This window comes from Paenibacillus sp. FSL R7-0652 (assembly GCF_038595045.1).
Lineage (GTDB): Bacteria > Bacillota > Bacilli > Paenibacillales > Paenibacillaceae > Paenibacillus.
Genome location: NZ_CP152001.1, coordinates 6,281,447 through 6,306,847, shown reverse-complemented (window position 1 = coordinate 6,306,847; position 25,401 = coordinate 6,281,447). Strand labels below are relative to the sequence as shown.

Genomic DNA, 25,401 nt, shown 5'->3' with positions numbered 1-25,401 from the left:
TTTGAATTCGATAGTTTAATCGGTAAACAAAGTGAGGTTGAATAGAGGAAAAGAGGCGAGAAGGAAACCTCCTTTTGCAAGCGCTTTAATGGCAACACGGCAGAATAACATAGGCGAATCCGGCATCGAGTGTATCCCGTTAAATCCAGCTGCGGGCGTGAGATGGTGGGTTCTTTTACATGCAGACAGAGGAGGAGTTTGGGACATTGCAGCGTAAAAATAGACATTTTAACTCGCTCCGCAATCAGATTTTTGTCGGTTTTGTGATGGTTATGCTCGTTGTGCTGCTGCTCGCAGGCATTACAGCCTATGACCGTGTAGCCTCTCTGCTGAAAAGCAATGCCGAGAAGCATATCCATCAAACAGCTGTGCAGGCCAGCGGCAGACTGGACGCATTGATTGCTCAGGTGAATTCGTTGACGGCTCAGGTGGCGGATGATGCTTATGTGCAGCGTCTGTTGAACGGGGAGAAACACGGAGAGAAGGCAACCTTTAATCAGCGTCAGGCGCTGCTGCAGATCGCGGGCAGTTACCAGTCCTTTATTAATGGCGCTCAGAGCATGGAGATCTATACTACAGAATACAGCCGTATCTTCCCAATGGATGATCGGTCCTTGAATCACAGGCTGGAGCGAAGCTGGATTGTCAGAGCCGATGAGGGAAAGGGCCGACTGGTATGGGCAGGCTCTGATCCAGATGATCCGAGCATTCTTCTGGCAATTCGGCGGATCAGCCTGCTGGATCGTTCCTTCGAGCATGGAGGATACGTGGTTGTGCGTATGCAGCGAAGTTTTTTTCAACTGAATGATTCGGACGGGACAGACGGTTCACAGGATTCAATCATGCTTCTGGATGGCGGGGGTGAAGTGGTGACCTCCAATCTGGATGTCCATCTGGACCCGCAGGCCGTAATGAACAGTGAATCTATCGTTCAGAACGGGAAGGAGTCCTATATCGTGGTGAAGCAGCGTTCGGAGTTAACCGGATGGACACTGGCTGTGCTGACACCGCTGCGGGAAACGACTGAGGGAGTATCGATCCTGAGAACAGCTCTGCTTGTTTCGGGAATCATCGGTGTCGTTCTGTTTCTTGTGATGTCGTTTTTTCTATCGACAATGATCACTCGTCCCCTGATTCGGCTGATGCGGGCGATGCGAGGAGCGCAGCCAGGAGCGATGAGGCCCAATCTCATGGTCAGCTCTACTATGGAGATCAATGAACTGAACGAGGTGTATAACCAGATGGTCTACAGGCAGAATGAATTGGCACAGGTAGTGCATGAGAAAGAGGTTATGCAGTCCCGGGCTGAACTAAAGGCGCTGCAATCCCAGATTAACCCTCATTTCCTGTTCAATACATTAGAAGCCTTCTACTGGTCGCTGGAGAATAAAGGAGAGGAGGAGATGGCCCGAATGGTGATCGCCATGTCGCGGTTATTTCGCTATATCATTTCCAGCCCGGATCAGGATGAATGGGTTACGATGGCGGATGAACTGGAGCATGTAGAGCGCTATTTGAACATTATGCAGATGCGTCTGGGTGACCGAATGCAGTGGGAGATCAGACTGAGCGAGGAACTGCGCGGAGTAAGGATTCCTAAGCTGCTGATCCAGCCTCTGGTGGAAAATGCAGTGCTGCATGGCATCGAAAGCACCTTGAAACCGGGGAAGATAGAGATTAGTGTGCAGTCGTCGATGACAGCAGGTCTGCTGCATGTGCAGGTGCAGGATGATGGACCTGGTATGGATCAAGAGCGTCTACAGGCTGTTCTGCATGCATTGGATGGTGGTCCGGCTGCTCCCGGCAAAGGAACAGGTGTAGGGCTGATCAACGTGCAGCGCCGCCTTCAGCTGTACTTTGGCAGTCAGCTTGGCCAAGCTGTCAAACTGGAGGTTGAGAGCAAAGCAGAAGGAGGAACCGTCATTTGTTTGGAAATTCCGAGGGGAACGGGAATGGAGGCTGTACATGATTCATGAAAAAACGATTCTGATTGTGGACGATGAGCCGCGCACAAGAGAAGGCATACGCAAAACACTTGAAGCATGGTCTGTCGGGAAGAACCGGATTCAGACGGCAGCGAGCGGTGTGGAGGCTAGGGAGTGGCTTGCCAGCCAGACAGCAGATCTGCTCATTACCGATGTACGCATGCCGGAGTTCTCCGGCTTATCTCTGGTGGAAGCCATTCAGCATTCTCCAAGCAAACCTGCGGTTCTCATTATGTCGGGGTACGCGGATTTCAACTATGCTCAGCAGGCAATTAAGCTGGGTGTGGTGGATTATTTGCTTAAGCCAATCGAGAAGGAGCAGCTGCTGCAAACGGTACAGAAGGCACTGCATATTCATGAGCAGCAGCGGCGTATTCAAGCGATGCAGGACATTGTTGATCCGAAGCTGGTTGATATTCAGGAGCGAAGAGATCCGCAGGATAACAGTCCGATTGGAGAAGCTATGGCTTATATCCAGGCACATCTGGGTGAACCGATAACGATGCGTGAGCTTGCCGATTCCCTGCACCTGAACTCCAGTTATTTCAGTGTGCTGTTCAAAGAACAGGTTGGACTGAATTTCAGTGAGTATCTTATGCGCAAACGGGTACAGCGGGCAAAGGAATTGCTGGTGCAGACCGTACTGCCGATTTCGGAGATTGCCGAGAGAGTCGGTTACCAGACGGACAAATATTTTATCAAAGTATTCAAAAGTTTGGAGGGCATCAGCCCGAGCAAATATCGTCACACGGTAAATGAAAAGAGCTAACACATTATAAAAAGTATTTTCTAAAAACCTCTCAAAATAGTGGAGTTTTACCAAATCATTCTACCCTTATAGCCTGATGGTGCCCGTGCTACAATTTTTTTGAAGCGGTTACAAAAACCGAAATTCCACTATTGGGGGTTGGAAATATGAAAAAAAAGACACTGGCTATGCTCCTGTCATGGACGCTGATTCTGGCTGTCATTCTCACGGGATGTAACAATGCAGGCTCCGGTGGGGGCAGTGACTCCGGTAGTAACGCGGGTGGTGGGGACAGCGGTACAGATGGTAAGGTTACCCTGAAATTCATGCATCTCTGGCCAGCCGGAAGTTCGGCCCAACAGAACAAACTGGTCAATGATATTATCCAGCAGTATCAGACGGATAACCCAAATGTGACGATCAAGCAGGAAGTGCTGGAAAATGAACAGTACAAGAACAAACTGAAAATTTTATCTGCTTCCAATGAACTTCCGGATGTCGGCGTAACGTGGGCTGCGGGCTTCCTGGAGCCTTATGTTAAGGGCAGCTTGTTCGCACCGCTTGATGAGCTGTTGAACGGCTCTTTGGGCGAGAAGTTCATTGCCGGTACGACGGAAGCTTATGCGGTAGACGGCAAGACATATGCGCTGCCAATCGAGCTGAACATTTCCCCCATTTATTACAACAAAGCGATTTTTGACAAATATAATTTGCAGCCGCCAGCCACTTATGATGAATTCCTGAATGTGGTGAAGACGCTGAATGATCATGGTGAAGTGCCGATTGCACTGGGCAACAAAGACCGATGGACCGGCTCCCTCTGGTATATGTACTTGGCGAACCGGGTAGGCGGGGATGCGCTGGAGAAAGCCATTAATGGTTCCGGTAAATTCGATGATCCAGCGCTGACGCAGGCTGCGGCGGAAGTACAGAAGCTGGTGGATATGAACGCATTCAACAAAGGATTTAACGGTTTGTCCAACGATGAGGGCAAATCCGAATTTATGAATGAGAAAGCTGCGATGTATCTGATGGGAACGTGGGAACTGCCGAATTTCACAACGAACCCGGATATTCCGCAGGAATTCAAAGATAAGGTTGGATTTTTCAAATTTCCGACGATTGACGGCGGCAAAGGTGATATTAACAGCTGGGTAGGCGGACCAGGTGTAGGTTTGTTCGCGGCCCAGAACTCGAAGGTGAAGGACGAAGCACAGAAATTCATTCAATACTTTGTGGAAAAATGGGGCGAAAGCTCTGTGACTGAAGCAGGTGTCATTCCAGCGACCAAAGTGGATACAGCTGCCGTGCAGCTGCCGCAGCTTTACATTGATCTGCTGAACGAGCTGAACCAGGCGAGCAGTCTGACTCTCTTTGCAGATGTGCAGATGAAACCGGCTGCTGCTCAGGCGCATCTTGATATGATTCAAGCGTTGTTTGGCAAAGCAGTCACACCGGAGGACTTTGTGAAGAACCATCAGGCTGCGATCGACAAAGGCAACTGATGTACACCTCGCCTACACTTACACCACTTGGATGGTTAAACGTTTGAAGGGAGGAACCCATCTTGGACAAAGTCATGTCGAACCGTCTGGTGGCCGCGCTGTATGTACTTCCTGCGCTGCTTCTGCTGCTGGTTCTGGTTTACATTCCGATCGTGCTCACCGGATATTATGGTTTGATGCAGTGGGATGGGATCGGGGCAATGACGTTTATTGGTTTGGATAACTACACCAGATTGATCCAGGACAGCACATTCTGGCAGAGTGCAAATCATACCTTTTTGCTGGCCTTATTCTCTGCGCTGAGCCTCATCGGTTATCTAATGATTGCCCTGGTGCTGTCGGGCAAGATCAAGGGCGCGAATCTGTTCCGCAAAATATATCTCATTCCAATGCTGCTTTCTTCCGTTGCCATCGCTCAGTTATGGCTAAAAATCTATCACCCCAGTAACGGAGTGCTGAACAGCTTTCTGGAGGCAATCGGATTTAGCAATCCGCCAGCTTGGCTGGCGGAGCCATCACTGGTGCTGTATGCACTGTTCGTGCCGATTCTGTGGCAGTATGCAGGTTTTTATATTTTGATCTATTATGCGGCACTCAAAAATATCCCGGAATCGCTCATTGAGGCTGCGCGGATTGACGGCGCGAACCCGTGGCAGATTGCTTTTCGTATCAAGCTGCCGCTCATTACAGAAGTCATCAAAGTCACTGTAGTGCTGGCCGTGGTCGGCTCGCTTAAATATTTTGATCTCATCTATGTGATGACGGATGGCGGCCCGAATGGTGCGAGTGAAGTGATGGCCTCCTACATGTATCGTCAGGCGTTCCGCAGTTTTGACTTTGGATACGGCAGTGCGGTAGGTTTCTTCCTGCTTCTGATCTGTCTGGTCGTGACTTGGCTGCTTCGCAAAGCAACGGCATCCAAAGATACAATTCAGTATTCCTGACGTAATCGTAAAATGAAAGGGGGTTCATTCGGTGAAGACGGATACAGCTGTTCGGCTGCCAGTAGGCCCGGAGACAGGTCACAGCCCTGCATGGACGAGAAGGCTTGGATATGTCCTGCTCTATGTACTTCTGTCACTGGTGGCTTTGCTTCAAATCCTGCCTTTAATCTGGCTGATGTTATTCTCACTCAAAAATAACCAGGAAGTATTCGACATGGCTCCTTTTGCGCTTCCGGCACAGCCGCGCTGGGAGAACTATGTTAAGGTATGGACAGAAGGCAATATCAGTTTATATTTCTTCAACAGTGTATGGATTACGGTTGTTTCTGTCGTGTTTACGGTGCTGTTTGCCAGTCTCGTCACCTTTGCGATTACACGTATGCGCTGGAAGGGACGTTCGCTGGTGCTAGGGCTGTTCATGGTGGGACTGATGATTCCGGTGCATTCCACACTGATTCCTCTGTTCAGCCTGTTCCTGAAACTGCACCTCACAGACCATCCCTTATCGGTCATTCTGTCTTACATTGCATTTAATATGCCGATCACCATTATGATTCTGCTCGGCTTCTATTATGCACTTCCGAGGGAGGTCGAGGAGGCAGCGGTGATGGACGGATGCTCGGTGAACCGCATTTTCTTCCGCATTGTGCTGCCGATGACGGCCTCCGTCATTGCCACGACGGCGATCATTAACATGATCTATGACTGGAACGAGTTTATTTTCGTGAATACCTTCATCAGTTCGGATACGTATAAAACGCTGACCGTTGGAGTGCAGAACTTTATCGGGCAGTATACAACGGATTGGGGTGCCATTGGTGCTACGCTGATGATCAGCATCCTGCCGATTCTGATTGCGTTCCTTGTGCTGAGTGAACGAATTGTTGAAGGGATCGCGGCAGGTTCAGTCAAAGGATGATTCGAGGATATACTTTTCCAAATATAGAGGCCCTTCCATTACTCACTTGTCCGTGAGTTGGAAGGGTTTTTAGTGTGAAGGGAGAAATAGGTGAAATAACACATTGCAAAGGAGCTGTCATAATGAAGCTGAACAAACGAATATCGTTATTAATGGCTGGAGCTGTATTGGGGGCAATATTATTTGCATCCACTACGACGGCAGAAAGACCTGCAGCCCAAACTCCGCTGGAAGCCGCAGCTGGCTATTATGACGCTTATATGGATCGGGATGCAGCCGGAATGATGTTTTATTCAGAAGACACCAATTATCTGGATGAGAAAAGTCGTAAAGAAGGTTACCTCAAAGATTTTATAACGAACCCTACTACCGATTACCAGATCGTAGGCAGCAAAAAAATGAACAACTATGAATTTCAGTTCTATATTGTACAAGAGTATGCGGGGCAAAATTATGATCAATCACCTCCACTACCCCATAAGGTATTCAAAACTGAAAATGGATGGAAGGTTCTGGTGGAACCTCTGGAAATCAACACAGTAACTGGTGAGGTCACGAAAGGCACGCCAATTCATGCTTTGAAGCATACGGAAGAATAAGCTGTTGTAACGGTTTGTTTGCTCATGTATGCTGCACCATACTTTTGAAAGCGTTAAAATACCTATTACTGGAATTTTCAAAATATTTTCAATTATTTTCGCAAAACTACTGCATTTTCAAACCACCTGTGCTAACATACCCTATGAATTAAAGCAAACGTTGGAAAGGTGAGAAAATGACAGCAATATCCTCGACCAAAGAGTCCCTCCGTTCAGACGCCCAGGACCTGAAGCTGATCCGGCTGACTTGGCCTATTTTCCTAGAACTCTTCTTGTTTATGTTGATGGGGAGCGTGGATACGCTCATGCTTAGCTCGGTATCGGATAATGCCGTTTCCGGGGTGGGCGCAGCCAACCAAATTATCTCGATTGCGATTCTTGTACTTGAAGTCATTGGACATGGTGCTGCAATTGTTGTGGCCCAATATATCGGTTCGAAAAAGCTGACAGAAGCAGCGCAGGTTACAGGTAATGCCATTACGCTAAACCTAGCGGTCGGATTGATCCTTAGTGTGATCTTCCTGGTGTTTGGTGGACATTTGCTGTCACTTTTAAACATACAAGGTGAAATTTACGATTATGCTCGATCCTATATCAGTATTGTAGGGGGCGGGATTTTCCTGCAGGCCCTCATTAATGCACTTGCTGCAACGATCCGGACACACGGTTATACGAAGGAAACGATGTATGTCTCCGTGTTTATGAACGTCATTCACGTGATTGGTAACTATGCGCTGATTTTTGGACATTTCGGCCTGCCGAAGCTGGGTGTGGAAGGGGCAGCGATCTCGACGGTGGGCAGCCGTTTCATCTGCCTGCTGGTCTTCTTCTGGCTGCTGTATCGTGTAAGCGAGGTACGTGTTGATTTTGAATACTACATTAAATTGTCCAAACATTTTATTGGTAAAATTCTGCGAATCGGCATTCCATCTGCGATGGAGTCCATGGTATATCACTCCTGCCAACTGGTATTCACGCTGTACGTGACTTATCTGGGGGCAGAAGCTATGGCAACGAAGCAGTACGCAGGCAATATCTCTAGTTATATTTATCTGTTCAGTATGGCGATCGGTATGGGAACGTCCATCATTGTGGGCCGGCTTGTGGGCGCAAGGCGCAAGGATGATGCATACAAACGTGTATTTGACAGTGTGAAATGGGCGCTTCTGGCCACGATTGTCATTGACGTGATTATCATCATTTTCCGTGTGCCGCTGATGGGTATCTTTACGGAAAATCCGGAGATCATCCGACTAGGTGCTCAAGTCCTGCTGCTAAGTTTAGTACTTGAAACCGGGCGAACCTGCAATATCGTCATTATTGGTTCCCTGCGTGCAGCGGGGGATGCGAAGTTCCCGGTATACATGGGGCTGATCTCCATGGTGTGCATGAGTCTGCCTCTTGGATATCTGCTGGTATTCCAGCTTAACATGGGGCTTGCAGGTGTGTGGCTTGCCATTGCCGCAGACGAATGGACACGGGCGGTTATTATGTACTTCCGCTGGAAGAGCCGTGCGTGGGAGAAACATGAGCTGGTGGAGCACGAGGAAGATGAGGTTAGCGGACAGCCGGTTCCGGCAGTTTAAGGGAGTTATTGCTTGTGAGATTGTTAAGAGTCAGACGAGGACATGGTTGTCCCGGTCTGGCTCTTCTTTTTTAATTTCGCAAAAATGATCAAAACGGCTGCTGCGCGAACACGTATAGTATGGATATGGAAGGGGGGCCATCCTTAATTGAGCCGTTATCAGGAGATGATTCAGGACAGTTTGTTCTATATTGAGAGCCATCTGCATGAAGAGATTGGACTGGAAGACGTGGCTGCCAAGGCGTTGTTATCGCCTTATCATTATCACCGGGTATTCCGGGATGAGGTGGGTATGACGGTCGTTGATTACATTCGCCATCGGCGGATGAGCCTGGCATCTACGGCACTGCGTTCGACGAAAGCAGGCATCCTGGACATTTCGCTGGCATGTGGATTTGAAAGTCAGGAAGCGTTTACTCGTGCTTTTCGCAAAATGTATGGCATGCCGCCCGGACGTTTTCGTAAACTATTTAATCTGAAACTATTCACTGGAAAAACTAGAGGAGGAGAATTACAAATGAATGCTGAAACTGCAATCAAAGGCTGGATGTTGACCGGGAGTCACCCGCAAAATTATGAGATGGGTATTGATCCTGCAGAGGTACATCAAGGGAAGGCCTCAGGGTATTTGAAGGCAGTCACACCGATGACACCTAATGAATTTGCTACCATGATGCAGCAGTTTAAGGCGGATAAATATTTGGGCAAACGGATGAAACTGTCTGGCTTTGTCAAAACCGATCGTGTGGAAGCATTTTGCGGACTATGGATGAGTGTAGCTAACCAGGCTCAAGATGTACTGCAGTTTGATAATATGCATGACAGGCCGATCACGGGTACACAGTCCTGGAATCAATACAGTATTGTGCTGGATGTCCCGGCAGCGAGTGAAACGATCTCGTTCGGGGTGCTCCTGAACGGTAAAGGTAAGGTCTGGGTCGACAGTTTCCGCTTTGAGGAAGTGGACCCGAGCACTCCTGTGACCCATATGGAGACAGAATATGAGATGGCGGACGAGCCTTTAAATTTATCGTTTGAGGAGTGAAAAATTAAAAGTTGTTGGTGTAACATAAACAAGTTTTACTCATTCTATCTGAATTTTGTGCGAAGTTAGAGCCATCCCATCTGGTGGAATGGCTCTTTTTGCTGCCTTTAGGGTATAAAAATAGAAGAGCGGCCAGCATGCCGTCCGTTTGGTACCTCTCCTGCTGGGAATGATCAAACTTTTCATGGCGTATTTAGACAATACCTTGCTAACATAGACGCATAAACATTATGACTCAGATAAAAAGGATGAATCCGATGAATAGAAAAGTGCTTGTTGTGGATGATGAATCCAGCATTGTCAGTGCCATTGCGTACGCATTGCGGCGTGAAGGATATGAGGTGGAGACAGCGAGTGATGGTGAAGAAGCACTGATGAAAGTGGCTGCGTTCAACCCGCAGGTCATGATCCTGGATGTGATGATGCCCAAGCTGGATGGATACGGTGTTTGCCGCAGGCTGGAAGACCGCGAGGATATCGGCATTATTTTACTTACTGTGAAGAACGAACTTGTGGATAAGATTGTCGGTCTTGAGATGGGTGCGGATGATTATATGACGAAACCGTTTGAAATCCGTGAACTGCTGGCCCGCGTGAAGGCACTGATGCGCCGGGTAGAAAAGACCGCTTCAACCCCACTGGACGATACCAAGGGTCAGGCTGTTGTGAACGGGGCAGTTCGCATTCATGCCGCCCACCGCACGGTAACGGTAAATGAAGAGAAGCTGGATTTAACGCCGAAGGAGTTCGACCTGCTGATGATTCTAATGTCAAACCCGGAGCGAGTGTACACACGAGATGATTTACTTGACCGGGTGTGGGGCATGGAATACGCAGGGGGTACTCGGACGGTAGATATTCATATGCAGCGTTTGCGTAAAAAAATCGGGGACACCGACCAGCAAATGCTGCAGACTGTATACGGAATTGGGTACAAGGCTGCAGCTCCTGAAGCAGGCGGGGCAGTATGAGAGTCAGCATCAAGCTGAAATTCAGTGTGTTTCTGGCGGCACTGCTCATTCTCACCGTAGTTGTCTTGAGTTCACTGGTACTGCGAGGTATTGAACTGAATCAGCAGTCACAGGTTGAAAGTATTCTGGCCCAGCAGACAAGGCTGGTCAATCTGAATGTACGCCAAGCGTATTATACCGAAGCTGTTCGCCAGGAGCCGGGAATGTTTCTGCAGCAGAATGGGCGAAGGTTGGTGCAGGCTCTGTCTAATTCAACAGGCCTGCCGATTGCGCTGTATGATATGAGCGGGAAACAAGTGGGTGCTTCTTTTCCCCCAAACGAAAGTGAACTGGTTCAGGAGACGTTGAATTACGCCTTACAAAATAAAATAGCTTATCATGAGCAGGGGGAGACACTGCTTTATGCTGCGCCGCTGGACGGTCCCGAGGGACAAATCGGTGCGGTATGGATTCAGTATCCGGTCCAGAGTTATCATGATTTTTACGCGCGGATTCGGCAGCTGTTCCTGTGGGCAGGCATCGTAGTAGTTGCACTGAGCTTCATTCTCGGATATCTGTTCTACAACCGTTTTGCCGCAGCCATTACCCGGTTGAAGAAGTCGGCAGCCTCCATTCAGGAAGGGAACTATATTACCGAGTCTCCGGTTAAACGCAAGGACGAACTGGGTGAGCTGGGACAAGGGATATACTATATGAGCACATCTATTCAACAAAATATAGCAGCCATGCATACCGAGCAGCAGAAGCTTCAGCTGGCGATTGAGAAATTACAGGCACTGGAACAGCAGCAGAAACAGTATATCGGCAATATCAGTCATGAGTTCAAGACACCGTTAACGTCCATTAAGGCCTATGTGGAGCTGCTGAACATGTACAAGGATGATCCACAGCTGCTGGACGATGCGATCAGTAACATCGGTAAAGAAACCGAGCGATTATATGAAATGGTAGAGAAGGTGCTGCATCTGTCTGCGCTGGAGAAGTATGATTTTGAGAATCAGGCCGAGGATGTAGAGATTCGCGCGCTGCTGGAGGATGCCTGCGGACGAATGCGAGGCAAAGTGGAGAAGTTTGCATTGAAAATGGAACTGCATCTTGAACCTGCCATTATTCACAGTGACCGCGAGAGCTTGATGCACATTTTCATTAATCTGCTGGATAATGCGATTAAATATAATATTCCGGGAGGTACCATCCGGATAGAGAATGAGCGGCGAATGCAGGGACAGCCCCGAGTCATGATTCGTATCCATAACTCAGGAACGCCGATCCCGGATGAGGCAAGAGAGAAGATCTTTGAACCTTTTTACACTGTCAATAAGGATAGAGCTCGAAAAACAGGCGGAACCGGACTTGGCCTATCCCTCGTAAAGCAGTTTGTGGAAAAGCAGGGCGGAACCATTACACTGCTGCCTGGCGATCAACAGAATCAAGAAGGCGTAACATTCCAACTCGTATTCCCACTCGTAGATACAGATATAGATACAAGTTTACAAGTTGGAAACAAGTCTGAATAACTTTGGAAGTATCCCGGCTTTAGAATGGGTCTTATACAAGAGAAATCAAGGGGGACCATGAAAATGATGAATTGGACGAAAGCGGCATTTGGAGCGCTGGGTGCAGTCGCTTTGCTAACAACAGCTGCCTGTGGAAGTACAGCAGAGCCGGGGGGCAGTGAAGCAGGGGGCAAAACAGCCACCGATATTACCGTGAAAGATAATACCAATACTTCCGTCTACCAGAGCCTTAAGCTGGAGAAAATAGATAAACTGCCTAATATGCGGGGAATCACTTGGTTAAGTAAGGGCTCCGTCGTCACAGATAAAGAAAACACCTCCATGAAACCCGTTAGTGTAGAGGGAGAAGAACGGTATCCGCATAACCTGTATAAGTATGATCTCGCGAAGGGCACAGATACAGCGCTCAAAGAAAGTGAAGTTAATTTGGGAGCACCGCATGTGTCACCGGATGGACAGCATCTGTTCTACTGGGAGACGGAGGAAACAACGGGCTGGCCCTTCATTTTAAACCTGCAGAGCGGAGAAGCCGTGGCAGCGGGTAAAGAGGATGGATTTATTCAGGTGGGTGCATGGCTGGACAATGAACATGTCGTTTTCTCGAATATGAAAGGAGATCTGATCTCGGCTGCACTGGACGGCACCACGAAGGTACTGGTTGAGACAGGTACTTTTAACGTAAAGAGCATCAAGGTGGCAAACAGCGTGGTCTATTATATTACCGGAGAAGATGGACAGCTGAATGCGTATGATGCAAAGACGGGCGAAGTAAGACAAGTGCTTAAAAGCGCAGAATGGGTTATTCCTTCGAACGACGGGACAAGACTTGCCATTGTGAAAAAAACAGCAGATACGAAACGGGCGCTGGTGCTCACCGATCTGGAAGGAAATGAGAAGGCCACACTTGCCAGAGGCACACAGATTTTTGGCACAAGCTGGTCGGGTGATGACTCCAAGATTGCGTACACGATTAATTCTGATAATGATAACGAAAAAGGGTTATTTGTTTCCAACACCGAATCGGCAGAGCAGTTTCAAATTTCTGCGGATATGGACAATGTGTCCGATCCGGTAGCCTGGAGCCCCGAAGGGGACAAAATGCTGCTGTCACAATCCGTGATGGAGAATGAAAAATATCATTTCGTGACATCGATCATTACGATATCTGAATAGGCTTCACATAAGGGGCCTGTTCCATATCTTTCATGCCTTTCTATACATTTATATTGACTAAGTTAATCTGCTTCCGATAAACTAGTATGCAGGAATATATAGTCGAATGGTAGACAGCAGTTCGAGACCATGTTTCGGGCGGCTGTTTCTTTTCTTTTTCTTCAAGTAAGGGTGCAGCGTAGGAGGCTCGCCGGAGGAACCGGCCAACAACATGGAAGAGGAACAGGTGATATACATGTGTAACAGCGCGTACCGCGTGCTTTTATATTATAAGTTCGTGAAGATTGAAGACCCCGAGACGTTTACGCAGGAGCATCTGCAGTACTGTAAAGACCTAGGGGTGAAAGGCCGTATTCTGATTGCTTCCGAAGGAATCAACGGTACCGTATCGGGAACGCCGGAGCAGACGGAGCAGTACATGAAGGACATGCATGCAAACCCGTTGTTCAAAGACATGGTGTTCAAGATTGATGATGTGGAAGAGCATGCGTTCAAAAAAATCTTTGTACGTCACAAAGCAGAACTGGTGACGTTCCGCGTAGATGAAGAGCTTGATCCGAACGAGATCAGCGGCAAGCGCCTTTCGCCGAAGGAGTTCCACGAACATCTGCAGCGTGAGGATGTGATCGTCATCGATGGTCGTAATGACTATGAGTATGAAATCGGTCATTTCCGCGGGGCGATTCGTCCCGATGTCGAATCGTTCCGCGAGTTCCCGGAATGGATTCGGGAGAATCTTGGCGATATGAAAGATAAAACCATCATTACGTACTGCACGGGCGGTATTCGCTGCGAGAAGCTGACAGGGTTCATGATCAAAGAAGGCTTCCAGGATGTTGCCCAGCTTGAAGGTGGTATTGTCACGTACGGTAAAGACCCTGAGGTGCAGGGACGTCTGTTTGACGGTAAATGTTATGTATTTGATGAGCGAATCTCAGTGCCGATTAACCGCACCGATGAAGATATTGTCATCGCCAGCTGTTATCACTGCGGAACGACACATGACCGATATATTAATTGTCCAACCTGCAACCTGCAGCATGTGTGCTGTGAGGATTGCGAAGAGACGCATAACCGCTTTTGCTCGGATGCTTGCCGGGAGGCAGCGCCCGTACACGCATAAGCAGGAGAGCAGGTGCTGAACGTGAAGCGTGAAGAAGAACGTACAACGCGTGAACGGATTTTGTTCATGCTGAAACAGCAGGGAACGATGACTGCACGGGAAATCACTGCAAAGCTTGGACTGACCGGTATGGCGATTCGCCGCCATCTGACAGCACTGGAGCAGGACGGCTGGATTGAAGTACGTGAGGCTCGGGCAACAGCGGGACGACCATCGTCGGTATACCATCTGACGGAGCGTGGAGACAGTTATTTTCCGAAGTCTTACTCTTCTCTGACACTGGAGCTGCTTGAAGAATTGTCAGACACCGCAGGTGGTAGTGTCGTGGATGCCCTTTTCGAAGGCCGCCGTGACAAGCTGCTTCGCAGCGGTTTGCCGCAGATGGAGGGGCATGACCTCGCGGGACGCGTGGAGGAACTGGCACGAATCCAGAATGCCAACGGGTATATGGCGGATGCGTCCAGAGAAGAGGATGGCACGTATGTCATCACTGAGCTGAACTGCCCGATCGTACAAGTGGCGAGTGTGTACAAGCAGGCCTGCCGCTGTGAACTGGAGCTGTTCCGCTCGCTGCTGCAAGCAGAGGTGGAGCGCACCGAATGTTACGCTGACGGCGGCAAGAAGTGCAGGTATCAGATTCGTGAAGCGTCGGGGAATTAAGTGAGAACGAGAATGTTCTGAGCAGAATAATTTGTATAAAGAGATGGTCTTGGTGTATCGAGGCTGTCTCTTTTTTTGATAAAAAATAACGTTTTTACGAATTAAATTACGTATTTACGTGTCAAAATGGAGATAAACCTGCTATAATGGAGTTCACATCTTGTGCATGCTGCATCTTTATATCTGTAGGCATAGAGCGGATATATATTGTTAAATTTGCGCATAGGAGCGAATAGTGATGAATGAACTTCTTGATCCCAAGAACGATTATGTGTTCAAGCGTATTTTTGGAAGTGAAGATAACAAGGATGTACTTTTGGCTTTTCTTAATCAGACATTCAAGAATGCAGGAGAATCTCTTTTAACAGAGATTGTTTTACTAAATCCATACACGGACAAGAATACGCCGAGAGAGAAGCAGTCCATATTAGATATTCATGCAAAAACAGATAAGGGCAAACTCATTAATGTAGAAATGCAGTTGTTTAACCAGTATGATCTAGAAAAAAGAACGTTGTTTTATTGGGGGAAGCAATTTTCTGGACAATTACTCGAAGGGCAGCGTTATAATGAACTTAAGAAATGTGTAACCATCAATATTATAAATTTCAGTATGCTTCCTAATGATCAGTATCACAACATATTTCATTTAAGAGAGGATCATACCAATATACCGTTAACCGATGATTTAGAAATTCATTTTATGGAAATCCCTAAGTTAAATGATAACAACATCAAGATGGATGACGGATTAGTGCGTTGGCTGTTATTTTTGAGGGGGATAACCAAATCCAGCTGGGAGGCGTTTATGATGCATGAATTGGAACCTGCTTTGAAAAAGGCCATGAGTGTACTCGAGTTCCTAAGCCAAGATGAACAGGCGCGCCAGGAATACGAAGCACGGCAAAAGTTTCTGCGAGACGAAGCCTCGATGATTGAGGGAGCGAGGGAAGAGGGATTAAAAAAAGGTCTTGAGGAAGGAATCAAAGAAGGAATTAAAGAAGGTATTAAAGAAGGTGAAGCTGAGAGTAAACGCAAAATTGCGCAAAATATGCTGGCTCTTGGTCTTGATGAAGAGATTATCATTAAAGCGACAGGACTAAGCTCTTCTGAATTGGAAAGCATCCAACAAAATAAATGACCTTAATATGTCAGTTTCCTAATAAATCAGCAAGGCAATTCGTATATTCTACGGATTGCCTTTTTTTGATAACATGTAAAGAAACCTACCATATTTATTCTCCGAAATGAAATTGGAAGCGGTTCAACCATTGACGGAAGCCGGGATGCACTTTAATATTAGGAAAACAATAAAAGAGCAGCACGGTATGGACTTCAGTCGCATGCCCAAAGTCTAGATTTGTCTGCTTTTGTCGATCAAAGCAACAATGCGTTGAAGCGTTCGTTTTATCCCGCCTTATCGTATCGACGGAAGGTTGACGGAGCAGCGGTGTGGGGGATCACATTTTAACAAATGGAGAGGGGTTCTTACAGATGAAAAAGAAGTTTTGGATGTCACTGATGATGGCTGCTTCGATGATCGTGGCAGCAGGTTGCGGAAATAACAGCGGTTCAGGCTCGGAGTCCAAAGGATCAGACAGCACAACAGGCGGAGGCAGCGCTGAAAAGTCCTATCAGATTGCTATCTCCCAGATTGTTGAACATCCATCACTGGATGCAACACGTGAAGGTTTCATCGCGGCCCTGAAAGACGCAGGCATTGAAGAGAACAAAAACCTCAAGATCGATTACAACAATGCACAGGGGGATTCAACGAATAACCTGTCTATTGCACAGAAAATTGCGGGTGATTCCAAAAACGACCTCGTACTCGGAATTGCTACTCCATCTGCACTGGCCCTCGCGCAGCAGGTGAAGGACAAGCCGCTCCTGTTTGCTGCTGTAACCGATCCACTGGGTGCCAAGCTCGTGAGTGACATGGACAAGCCGGGCGGCAATGTGACCGGAGCATCGGACACGAACCCGGAAGCCATCGTGCAGCTGGCTGACTTTATCGCGAAAAATATGCCAAACGTGAAGACAGTGGGATTGGTGATCAACGAAGGTGAACCGAATGCCGTTGTCATGGCTAACAATGCAGAGAAGGCTCTGGCAGCACATAACATCAAGCTGGTTAAAGCACCAGTAACCAATACATCGGAAGTAAAACAAGCGACAGACTCGCTGGTTGGCAAAGTTGACGCGTTCTACATTACACTCGACAACTCCGTCGTGAGTGCAGTAGATACGATTATCCAGACAGCAAACAGCAATAAAATTCCATTCTTCTCCAGTGACCGCGATACGGTGGAGAAAGGCGCATTTGCGACCGTAGGCTTCAAATATTATGACCACGGCTACCAAGTTGGTGAGATGGCTGCGGACATTCTGAAAAATGGAACAAAACCAGGCGACATGAAAGTTACCGTACCGGATAAGCTCGATCTGATTCTGAACCTGAAGGCGGCTGAAGCCCAGGGGATTACGGTAACGGATGAGATGAAGGCCGAAGTGAAAGATCAGGATAACAACATTATCAAATAATGAGCCAATGAACAAAACGGCCGGTTTCATTTATGGTGCAGCTGGCCGTATGACAATACTTCGACAGACGGATTCGAGGCGAACGTACAGAGGGTTCGCCTCATTTTTTTCGATAGAGATAGACAGGGAGGAAGCAGTGTGAGTATAAGTTGGAATTCCATTGAAGGGGCAATCGAGCTGGGACTGTTATATGCGCTGATGGCACTGGGTGTATACATTACGTTCCGCATTCTGGATTTCCCCGATCTTACCGTAGACGGAAGTTTTACTACAGGGGGCGCAATTGCGGCGGTCATGATCTCCAATGAGTACTCTCCTTGGCTGGCCTGCTTGGCTGCAATGGCTGGCGGAATGATCGCTGGAGCCCTCACGGGTCTGCTGCATACCAAAGGCAAAATTAACGGACTGCTGTCCGGGATTTTGATGATGATTGCCCTATATTCAATCAACATGCGCATTCTTGGCGCACCAAATAAATCGATTATGGGCGTAGAAACGCCGTTCTCAGGTGAACATGTCATGATTCTGATCATCATCGTTGTGCTGGTATTCAAAATCATGCTCGATCTGTTCATGAAAACAGATATCGGTCTCGCACTTCGTGCCACAGGAGATAACAAACGAATGATTCGCAGCTTCGGTGCGAACACAGATGTGACTACCATTATTGGTGTAAGCCTGTCCAATGGACTCGTGGCCTTGTCTGGTGCATTTATTGCCCAGCAATCCGGGTTTGCAGATATTACGATGGGCATCGGGATGATTGTCATTGGTCTGGCTTCCGTCATTATTGGCGAAGCGATCCTCGGAGCCAGAACGGTATTCTGGGCAACGCTGGCGGCTGTAGTCGGCTCAATTATTTACCGTATTGTGGTTGCACTGGCCCTGCAGGTGGAATGGTTTGATACGTCCGATCTCAAGCTGATCACGGCTGTTATCGTTATTATCGCACTCGTCTTCCCGACGATGCAGCGTTCAATGAAACAGCGCAGTCTCGCTCGCAAACGAACCGAAGAGCTGATGCGCTCCGGCGGCCAACAGGCAAAGGGGGGCATGTAGCATGTTAGAGATTACACAAGTTACGAAGCTCTTTAATCCAGGCACAACCGACGAGAAAACGGCGCTGGTTGGAGTAAACCTGACAATGAATCCAGGCGATTTCGTAACGGTCATTGGCAGTAATGGAGCCGGAAAATCAACCCTGATGAATATTATTTCGGGAGTCATGAAACCGGATATGGGCGACGTACTGATCAATGATCGATCGATTAAAAATTTGCCGGAGCATAAACGCAGCAGCTGGATCGGTCGTGTCTTTCAGGACCCGATGGCTGGAACGGCACCGCATATGTCTATTGAAGAGAATATGGCAATGGCGTACAAACGCGGCAAGGGACGCGGACTTGGCTTTGGTGTGACCCGTGCCAGACGTGAAATCTTTAACGCGCAGCTGGAGAAACTGGGAATCGGGCTGGAGAAACGCCCAAATGCCAAGGTGGGTCTTCTGTCGGGCGGCGAGCGTCAGGCGCTGAGTCTGCTGATGGCAACGTTCACTCAGCCGCAGATTCTGCTGCTGGATGAACATACGGCTGCACTTGATCCATCTCGTGCAGAGCTGATTACCGAGCTGACAGAGACACTTGTTCGCGAGATGAGGCTCACTACGCTCATGGTGACTCATAACATGGAGCAGGCTATCCGTCTTGGCAATCGTCTCATCATGATGGATAAGGGACGAATCATTCTCGATGTCAGTGAGGAGCGTAAGCGCACACTCACGGTGCCTGAGCTGCTCGGCGAATTCGAGCAGATTAGCGGCAAGAAGATGGCAGATGACCGCGTTGTGCTGGGATGAAATTTAGAGCACAGGGGGTTCCTTTGAGGGATTCTTGTTAGATTAGATCCACATTTAATATATTAACAGGGCTCTTTGCGTTATCGCAAAGAGCTTTTTTTATGGTATGTTGAAGAGGCCCGAGATCGGGATAGAAACCAGAAATAAGAGTCCGCAGAACAGCTGGATAGAAAAGAAGAGAGACATGATAGGTACTTGAGAGATACGTAAGCAGGAAGAGATAAAGAAGATCGCTGACCTCTCCTATTTTACATAGAAGCACACAAGGGGGAAACGAGGAATGTCTTTGCAATTTGATGAGAGCACTTATACAGTATCCCAGCGTATGGACTCCATCCGTCTGTTGGCGAAGGAGTTCGCACTCTTCCATTTTCTGTATAAAAATAAGGATAAAGCCTTCACACGCAGTCAACTGCTGGATCGGGTGTGGCCGATGGAATACCCGGTGGAACGCACCGTAGATGATCACATCTATCGTCTGCGTAAGAAGCTGAAGTGCTGGGATGAAGTCAGTTTGGATACAGTACGCGGCTATGGTTACCGATTAGCTATACGGGAGAATAGAGCCATGCTGCCTTCCAATCCTTCGATCCATGATCCCGAGATGCAGGAAGTTGTTCATGGACTGCTCCGTAAATATCATCTGTTCGGCCAGGGAAATTCAATCCAAATGCTGGTACGTCAGCAGGAGGCACTTGGCGTGCAGATCGAACCGTACTACCAATTGTACCTGCATTTTATACAGGGAGATCTGGATTGGCTGCTGAACACAGTGGAGTTCCCTTTGGAAGAGCGTCTGTATTGGCTGCTGATTTATGTGCATGCTTTCGTTGAACCGGCGGAAAGTCTGCTTTTATACAAACAAGCGATTCATTCATCTGTACTGCCTGCAGTGCACCGTCAGGAACTGAGAATCCTAAATATTATTGATATCTATGCCGAAACAGGCAGGTATCAGGAAGCCAAGGAGCAGCTCGAAGAAACGTATCGCGTGATGGAAGCAAAACAGTTAATCTATTTCAAGCTGCCCGTGAGTATCGCCGCATTGTCTGTGGAGCTGTGGGGTGGAAGCGGCGAGGCCGTTGAGGAACAGATGAATGTTGTGCGTGCACAATTAAAAGACGCCCCCTATCTGAGAGAGATTGGCCGTTTTCAGGTGCTGGAGGGCTGCTGGCTGCTGCGGCAGGGGCGGATAAGAGAAGCGGAACTGCGAATGGACGACGGTCTGGAAGTGTTGAAAATGTCACTCCATGCACCGCTGGTTCTGAATTCAGCGTATCAAATTCTTCTATTTATGAATCACCATCGCACCGAGGGGAGACTTCGCAATAAATATCAACAAATCTATGCGGAGATTAGTAAATCGTACGGCGCATCCATCTACGGGCAGCAGATCGTGAAGACGATCCGCGATTTTTTATCTTCAGATTCCTCATCCTCTGATCTTCCTCTGACATAACACCTCTAAGATTACAGTCAAGGAACATTTAGCTTACAAGCTGGCTGTAATCAAGGGAGGAAAACCAAAGATGACCAACAAAAAAACGATGATGGGTGAGTCGAACTTGTCCAATGCAGCAGATCCACCCAATTCATCTAACCCAAACAACCCATCTGGTGAATCTACTGTCCAAGCCCCCAGAAGCCTTTGGGCTAACCTTAGGTTTGTGCGTCTGTTTATGGCTTACGCGCTCGCCACTTTTGGCGATTGGTTCGATGCACTGGCCATCCAGGTAATGGTGGCTTATCGCTGGGGTGCTGACCCGTTAATTATTGCGCTAATCCCCGTCTGTATGGCGGTGCCGGGTATCCTGTTTGGCTCGGTCGCCGGTGCACTGGCGGATCGGCTGCATAAAGTCAGAATCATGCTTCTCTGTGATGGTATTACCATCGCTCTAACGGTGGGGATTTTATTCGCCCCAAGCCCGGCATGGCTGCTTCCGCTTCTGGCGCTGCGTGCGATGATGAGTGTATTTCATGTTCCTGCCCAGCAGGCACTGACCCGCCAGATCGTGGCAGAAGAACAGTTATTCAAGGCTTCATCCCTGAACGGATTTGTGAATCAGTGTGCGAAGATAGCCGGCCCTCTTCTGGGTGCAGTCGTACTGGCCTTTTTCTCTCCGCAAATCTGCATTCTGATCAATGCATGTGCCCGCCTGCTATCAGGTGCTGTACTGTGGCCTTTGCGGCGTTTGGTGGAGAAGCAGGAGTCTGCTGTATCCAGCGATCCTGCTGGTCATGATGTAAAGGAGTCTAAAAGTTTGTTCATTCAGTGGCAGCAGGGGTGGAAATATTTGCGTCGTAACCACACCGTAAGGAATACCATCGTGTTTGGGTGTTTAGGCCTGATGTCTATTTTAATGATTGAATATCAATTTACGACCCTATTCCGGGAGATTAAGCCAGGTAATGAATCCCTGCTCGGCTGGCTCGGTTCATCCGTTGGCGCTGGAGCAGTTTTGATCATTCTGCTGTTAGATCGATTGCCGAGAATAGGGTATGGATGGGGACTTGGCGGTGGGTACTTTCTTATTGGTACCGGGATTGCGGCACTAGGCTGGGTTGGTCCGGGTACCTCGACAGCATGGATTGTTGTCATGGGGCTCTGTACGGGTCTGGGGAATGGACTGTTTATGGTTACGATGAATTATTTGCTGCAAAAAGAGACCTCTCCTGACTATGTAGGACGTGTATTCGGCATTCAAAATTCATTATTCAGCGTTGTGCTGGTTGCTGCCCCGCTGGCAGGCGGTGCGCTCATTCGTTTGGCAGGGCCAAGTCCCACCTTTCAGATGATCGGTATGGTTACGCTTGCGATTGGGCTTGGCGGTATCTTGTTACAGCATATGTTATGGACAGTTCCGAGCTCTTCCGCTTCGAAAGCAAATCCGGAGTCTGCTGCATAAGGAATTTCGTGAAATGTTTGTCTTTCAATAACAAATAGCCGCCTTCGGTACTTATCCGAATGTGGCTGTTTTTGTTTTCTGCATCGGAAGGCTTAAAGACATCCGCTCAACTTTCCCACCAGGTGAGATACGTTGTGGAGGCCAGCAGGCCGGCAACAGAGAGTGATCCGGTTACAGTCAGATTGATGGCCTGACCTGGCGGAATCACATATTTACCAAACTCATTGGACTGAAACGGCCCAACTTGCAAAGGCATAGATACCAATGTTGTCGCTCCCGTCGGAGCAGATGTGGAGAAGCGCACTGCAGCAATACTTGTATTGGTGCTGGAGAAATTGCTGTTTACTGCAGGAAGTGTGCTGGGAGAAGAAAGGGTGCCGTTAGCACTCAGAGTCATGGTACCGCTGAAGGAAGACAGCAGATTGAGTGCAACCGTTATGCCGCCGGATAAACGCGAGACATACAGCGTTCTGCCGCTTAAGGCCGGATTCGCGAGCTGCAGCGCTGCTGTGACACTCCCTCCAAGCAAACCGAGTGTAGTGGAGTTGGTAGATCCTCCGTTATAGAGATTGCCTGTGCTGCCCGCACTGTTCTCAGGTGGGGCAGCAATGCCTGGCGAGATATAGGTGTTTGTATTGAACGTATAGACGGGTCGATTTAATGGATTAAACACATTGTTATTCGGCACGATATACACCACCTTTGCTCAAAAGTTAAGCTAGAATTCCCACCAAAACAGATTAATGGCTCCAGTCTGGTTGCCAATTCCCAAACTAATGGAAAGTGATTGTCCGGGCGGTACAACAATCGAGCCATTCAAGTCCAGAGCATACATGCCCGCGGTGAGCGGTATACTGAGCAGACTTGTGAAGGTCCCCCCTAGCGTCCCTGTATTCTGCCTTGTTGTCACGATGCTGGTATTGGCATTGCCCAGTAATGTATTCACAGGCACGGGTGTGCTGCCGACGGTTACGGTTCCGCCTGAGTAGAGCACAAGCGTGGCTGCCGCGGTTGTACCTCCCGAGAGACTCGCGATCCGTATCATTCTGCCGCTCCCGGCTGCATTCAGAATTTGCAGCAGCAGGTTCTGGTTGGATGGAATTAACGTATTGTTCGTGGTCAGGGCGAAAAAGCTGCCTGCTGCTGCCGCACCAGTATCCGGTGCGGCCCCGATTCCCGGAGCTGTAAACGTGTTGGTTAGTTGTGTAAATATAGGTCCATTGGACTGATTAAACACATTCGTATTGGTCATGCCGATTGACCTCCTACGGACGGATAGAATAGAGGAGAAGTAACGCGCGGCTTCCCTTTTTCGCATGTCCTCATTACCAGCAATATATGTAAAAGGGAGATGGAGCGTTTGGGAACCCGGGTACGAATTCCCGAATAGCGGCGAATGCCGTGCCCGTATTTCCATTCCGGGCATACGATGCGTAAGCACATTTTTTAAGGGGAAATCGAGATGAGTCGATCAGCAAAGCGAAGCAGGAAGAGAACAAAATTCTCAATCAACCAGACATTAAGACAGAAAACTAAATATGTCAGCCGCCGCCCATCCCGTTGTTCTCGCCAAGCCAAACTGCTGAAGCCCCCTTGTTCCCGGATCACTCGTCCCCGGTTCAAACAGGGTGCTTTCTCACGCACGAAACTCCCTGGTGCTGCTCACTGTTTTACAGAGCATACCTATTCTGGAGCAGAGACAGGTCAAGGTGAGAATGCACTTCCGCCGCAGGACACCTCATCTCTAAGCATGTACAGTTATGGCGTGGTAAATCGCGGAGCCCATCCGGCGATCGTCCAGATTCAGATCAGCCCGAATGCTGTGGATTACGCGGTAGATAGCCAGGAAGTGATCGAAGCAGGTCAGACCAAGGCACTTGTGCCCGTACGATTTCTGCATTATACCCGGCTGGTCATCCTGCCTGTGAACCCGGGCCAATCCACCCGGCTTGATGTTTACTTCCAGGCTCAGCGTATGCTCGTAAGGTAGTTTTATTACACAGAATGTCCAGGGAGGAGGACGAGGCTCATGCCTAACTTTACAACGTTTAATACGAATCCGGATAACTTGAGAACGCTGATTTTTGGTCAGGATAGTACGGGTACGGCCCAGCCCGTCAGAACGGATACAAGCGGAAATGTAGTAGGTATCATTCTGGACGGAACGATTAGCAATATTTCGGGTCTTACCACGGTGACGATTAACGCAGGTACAATTACTAATTTGCTGAACGGTACAATCACGAGCGTACTCGGTGCAACAATTACGGCAGGAACCATTACGAGTGTCTTGGGTGCAACGGTAACAGCGGGAACACTGACGAACTTGCTGAACGGTACAATCACGAGCGTACTCGGTGCAACGATTACGGCAGGAACGATTACGAGTGTCTTGGGCGCAACGGTAACAGCGGGAACCCTGACGAACTTGCTGAATGGTACGATCACGAGCATACTCGGTGCAACGATTACGGCAGGAACGATTACGAGTGTCTTGGGCGCAACGGTAACAGCGGGAACCCTGACGAACTTGCTGAACGGTACGATCACGAGCGTACTCGGTGCAACGATTACGGCAGGAACGATTACGAGTGTCTTGGGTGCAACGGTAACAGCGGGAACGCTGACGAACTTGCTGAACGGTACGCTCACCAGTGTGCTCGGAGCCACAATAACCGCCGGAACGCTGACGAATCTGTTGAACGGAACCATTACAAATGTACTCGGTGCGACAATCACAGCGGGTACGATCACGAGCGTACTTGGGACAACGATTACAGCAGGAACGATCACCAGCGTACTTGGGGCCACAGTCACAGCAGGAACATTGACCAATCTGCTGAATGGTACCATTACGAGTGTTCTGGGCGCGACAGTCACTGCCGGAACATTGACGAATCTGCTAAACGGAACCATTACCAGCGTCCTTGGTGCAACGATTACTGCCGGGACATTGAGCAGTGTAACATCCATTTCACAGAAAAGTTTTCAGGAGAATCAGCTAATCGGCACGCCGACGGCTAACACGTTCACACCCCTACCTGCTGTGACAACCAGTGTGTTTGGCACATATTCTTTCTTCGTATATAACAGGGGACCCGGACTGAACAGGGTGGATGCTCAGGTAGAGATCAGTGCCAACGGAACCAACTGGTATACAGATGTGACTACGGTAACTGGTATTTTGTCGGGTTCTGTAGATGTTCTGGTACCGCAGCGATTTCTGAAATACACCCGGCTCTCCTATCGTTCAAGCCTGATTGGTGCCCCCAGCACGATTGACGTGTTCTTTAATGGACAAGGCACATAACCAGTTCTGCCG

The 25,401-nt window shown here is 48.6% G+C and carries 23 protein-coding genes; 21 read left to right on the top strand and 2 right to left on the bottom strand.

Annotated elements, in window-relative coordinates; translation table 11 throughout:
* Window positions 1-206 precede the first annotated feature (206 nt).
* The 19 genes from MKY97_RS27475 (at window position 207) to MKY97_RS27385 (ending at window position 22,079) form a co-directional block, all read left to right on the top strand.
* Window positions 207-1,976: a sensor histidine kinase gene (locus MKY97_RS27475; RefSeq protein ID WP_342553304.1), complete on the top strand. Its 1,770-nt coding sequence runs from the start codon at window positions 207-209 to the stop codon at window positions 1,974-1,976.
* A complete protein-coding gene (locus MKY97_RS27470) occupies window positions 1,966-2,754 on the top strand; it encodes a response regulator (RefSeq protein WP_342553303.1) in 789 nt (262 codons plus the stop codon). Before MKY97_RS27475 ends, MKY97_RS27470 begins: the two co-directional genes overlap by 11 nt.
* A gap of 146 nt (window positions 2,755-2,900) precedes the next feature.
* Window positions 2,901-4,238 (top strand): extracellular solute-binding protein, encoded by a 1,338-nt coding sequence (locus tag MKY97_RS27465; RefSeq protein WP_342553302.1) that lies wholly within the window; start codon window positions 2,901-2,903, stop codon window positions 4,236-4,238.
* A 62-nt stretch (window positions 4,239-4,300) separates the two neighbouring features.
* The gene (locus MKY97_RS27460) at window positions 4,301-5,182 is read left to right on the top strand and encodes a sugar ABC transporter permease (RefSeq protein WP_342553301.1); all 882 of its coding nucleotides are present in this window, start codon (window positions 4,301-4,303) and stop codon (window positions 5,180-5,182) included.
* 55 nt (window positions 5,183-5,237) lie between these two features.
* The gene (locus MKY97_RS27455; RefSeq protein WP_342556472.1) at window positions 5,238-6,101 is read left to right on the top strand and encodes a carbohydrate ABC transporter permease; all 864 of its coding nucleotides are present in this window, start codon (window positions 5,238-5,240) and stop codon (window positions 6,099-6,101) included.
* Between the two features lie 122 nt (window positions 6,102-6,223).
* Window positions 6,224-6,700: a hypothetical protein gene (locus MKY97_RS27450; RefSeq protein ID WP_342553300.1), complete on the top strand. Its 477-nt coding sequence runs from the start codon at window positions 6,224-6,226 to the stop codon at window positions 6,698-6,700.
* Window positions 6,701-6,876: 176 nt separating this feature from the next.
* Complete coding sequence (locus MKY97_RS27445; RefSeq protein ID WP_342553299.1) at window positions 6,877-8,286, top strand: MATE family efflux transporter; 1,410 nt, start codon at window positions 6,877-6,879, stop codon at window positions 8,284-8,286.
* Between the two features lie 165 nt (window positions 8,287-8,451).
* Window positions 8,452-9,330, top strand: coding sequence for an AraC family transcriptional regulator (locus MKY97_RS27440; protein ID WP_342556471.1), 879 nt, complete (start codon window positions 8,452-8,454; stop codon window positions 9,328-9,330).
* A 257-nt stretch (window positions 9,331-9,587) separates the two neighbouring features.
* A complete protein-coding gene (locus MKY97_RS27435; RefSeq protein WP_342553298.1) occupies window positions 9,588-10,301 on the top strand; it encodes a response regulator transcription factor in 714 nt (237 codons plus the stop codon).
* Window positions 10,298-11,818 (top strand): HAMP domain-containing sensor histidine kinase, encoded by a 1,521-nt coding sequence (locus MKY97_RS27430; RefSeq protein ID WP_342553297.1) that lies wholly within the window; start codon window positions 10,298-10,300, stop codon window positions 11,816-11,818. The genes MKY97_RS27435 and MKY97_RS27430 overlap by 4 nt, the downstream gene beginning before the upstream one ends.
* A 63-nt stretch (window positions 11,819-11,881) precedes the next feature.
* Complete coding sequence (locus MKY97_RS27425; RefSeq protein ID WP_342553296.1) at window positions 11,882-12,991, top strand: hypothetical protein; 1,110 nt, start codon at window positions 11,882-11,884, stop codon at window positions 12,989-12,991.
* A gap of 235 nt (window positions 12,992-13,226) precedes the next feature.
* A complete protein-coding gene (locus MKY97_RS27420; RefSeq protein ID WP_342556470.1) occupies window positions 13,227-14,114 on the top strand; it encodes a rhodanese-related sulfurtransferase in 888 nt (295 codons plus the stop codon).
* 12 nt (window positions 14,115-14,126) lie between these two features.
* Window positions 14,127-14,774 carry a winged helix-turn-helix transcriptional regulator gene (locus MKY97_RS27415; protein ID WP_342553295.1) on the top strand — a complete coding sequence of 216 codons (648 nt, stop codon included), beginning with the start codon at window positions 14,127-14,129 and terminating at the stop codon, window positions 14,772-14,774.
* A gap of 238 nt (window positions 14,775-15,012) precedes the next feature.
* The gene (locus MKY97_RS27410; RefSeq protein WP_342553294.1) at window positions 15,013-15,915 is read left to right on the top strand and encodes an Rpn family recombination-promoting nuclease/putative transposase; all 903 of its coding nucleotides are present in this window, start codon (window positions 15,013-15,015) and stop codon (window positions 15,913-15,915) included.
* A 353-nt stretch (window positions 15,916-16,268) separates the two neighbouring features.
* Window positions 16,269-17,318, top strand: coding sequence for an ABC transporter substrate-binding protein (locus MKY97_RS27405; protein WP_342553293.1), 1,050 nt, complete (start codon window positions 16,269-16,271; stop codon window positions 17,316-17,318).
* 138 nt (window positions 17,319-17,456) lie between these two features.
* A complete protein-coding gene (locus MKY97_RS27400; protein ID WP_342553292.1) occupies window positions 17,457-18,377 on the top strand; it encodes an ABC transporter permease in 921 nt (306 codons plus the stop codon).
* A 1-nt stretch (window position 18,378) separates the two neighbouring features.
* Window positions 18,379-19,173, top strand: a complete 795-nt coding sequence (locus tag MKY97_RS27395) for an ABC transporter ATP-binding protein (protein ID WP_342553291.1) — start codon at window positions 18,379-18,381, stop codon at window positions 19,171-19,173.
* 280 nt (window positions 19,174-19,453) lie between these two features.
* Window positions 19,454-20,632, top strand: a complete 1,179-nt coding sequence (locus tag MKY97_RS27390; RefSeq protein ID WP_342553290.1) for a winged helix-turn-helix domain-containing protein — start codon at window positions 19,454-19,456, stop codon at window positions 20,630-20,632.
* A gap of 70 nt (window positions 20,633-20,702) precedes the next feature.
* Window positions 20,703-22,079, top strand: coding sequence for an MFS transporter (locus tag MKY97_RS27385; protein ID WP_342553289.1), 1,377 nt, complete (start codon window positions 20,703-20,705; stop codon window positions 22,077-22,079).
* A gap of 106 nt (window positions 22,080-22,185) precedes the next feature.
* On the opposite strand, the gene MKY97_RS27380 is transcribed toward MKY97_RS27385, so the two are convergent.
* A complete protein-coding gene (locus MKY97_RS27380) occupies window positions 22,186-22,767 on the bottom strand; it encodes a hypothetical protein (RefSeq protein WP_342553288.1) in 582 nt (193 codons plus the stop codon).
* Between the two features lie 30 nt (window positions 22,768-22,797).
* Window positions 22,798-23,331, bottom strand: a complete 534-nt coding sequence (locus MKY97_RS27375) for a hypothetical protein (RefSeq protein WP_342553287.1) — start codon at window positions 23,329-23,331, stop codon at window positions 22,798-22,800.
* A gap of 210 nt (window positions 23,332-23,541) precedes the next feature.
* On the opposite strand from MKY97_RS27375, the gene MKY97_RS27370 reads away from it, so the two are divergent.
* On the top strand, window positions 23,542-24,069 hold the full coding sequence (locus MKY97_RS27370; protein WP_342553286.1) for a DUF6385 domain-containing protein: 528 nt from the start codon (window positions 23,542-23,544) through the stop codon (window positions 24,067-24,069).
* Window positions 24,070-24,108: 39 nt separating this feature from the next.
* Window positions 24,109-25,389 carry a DUF6385 domain-containing protein gene (locus MKY97_RS27365; protein ID WP_342553285.1) on the top strand — a complete coding sequence of 427 codons (1,281 nt, stop codon included), beginning with the start codon at window positions 24,109-24,111 and terminating at the stop codon, window positions 25,387-25,389.
* The last annotated feature ends 12 nt before the right edge of the window (window positions 25,390-25,401 follow it).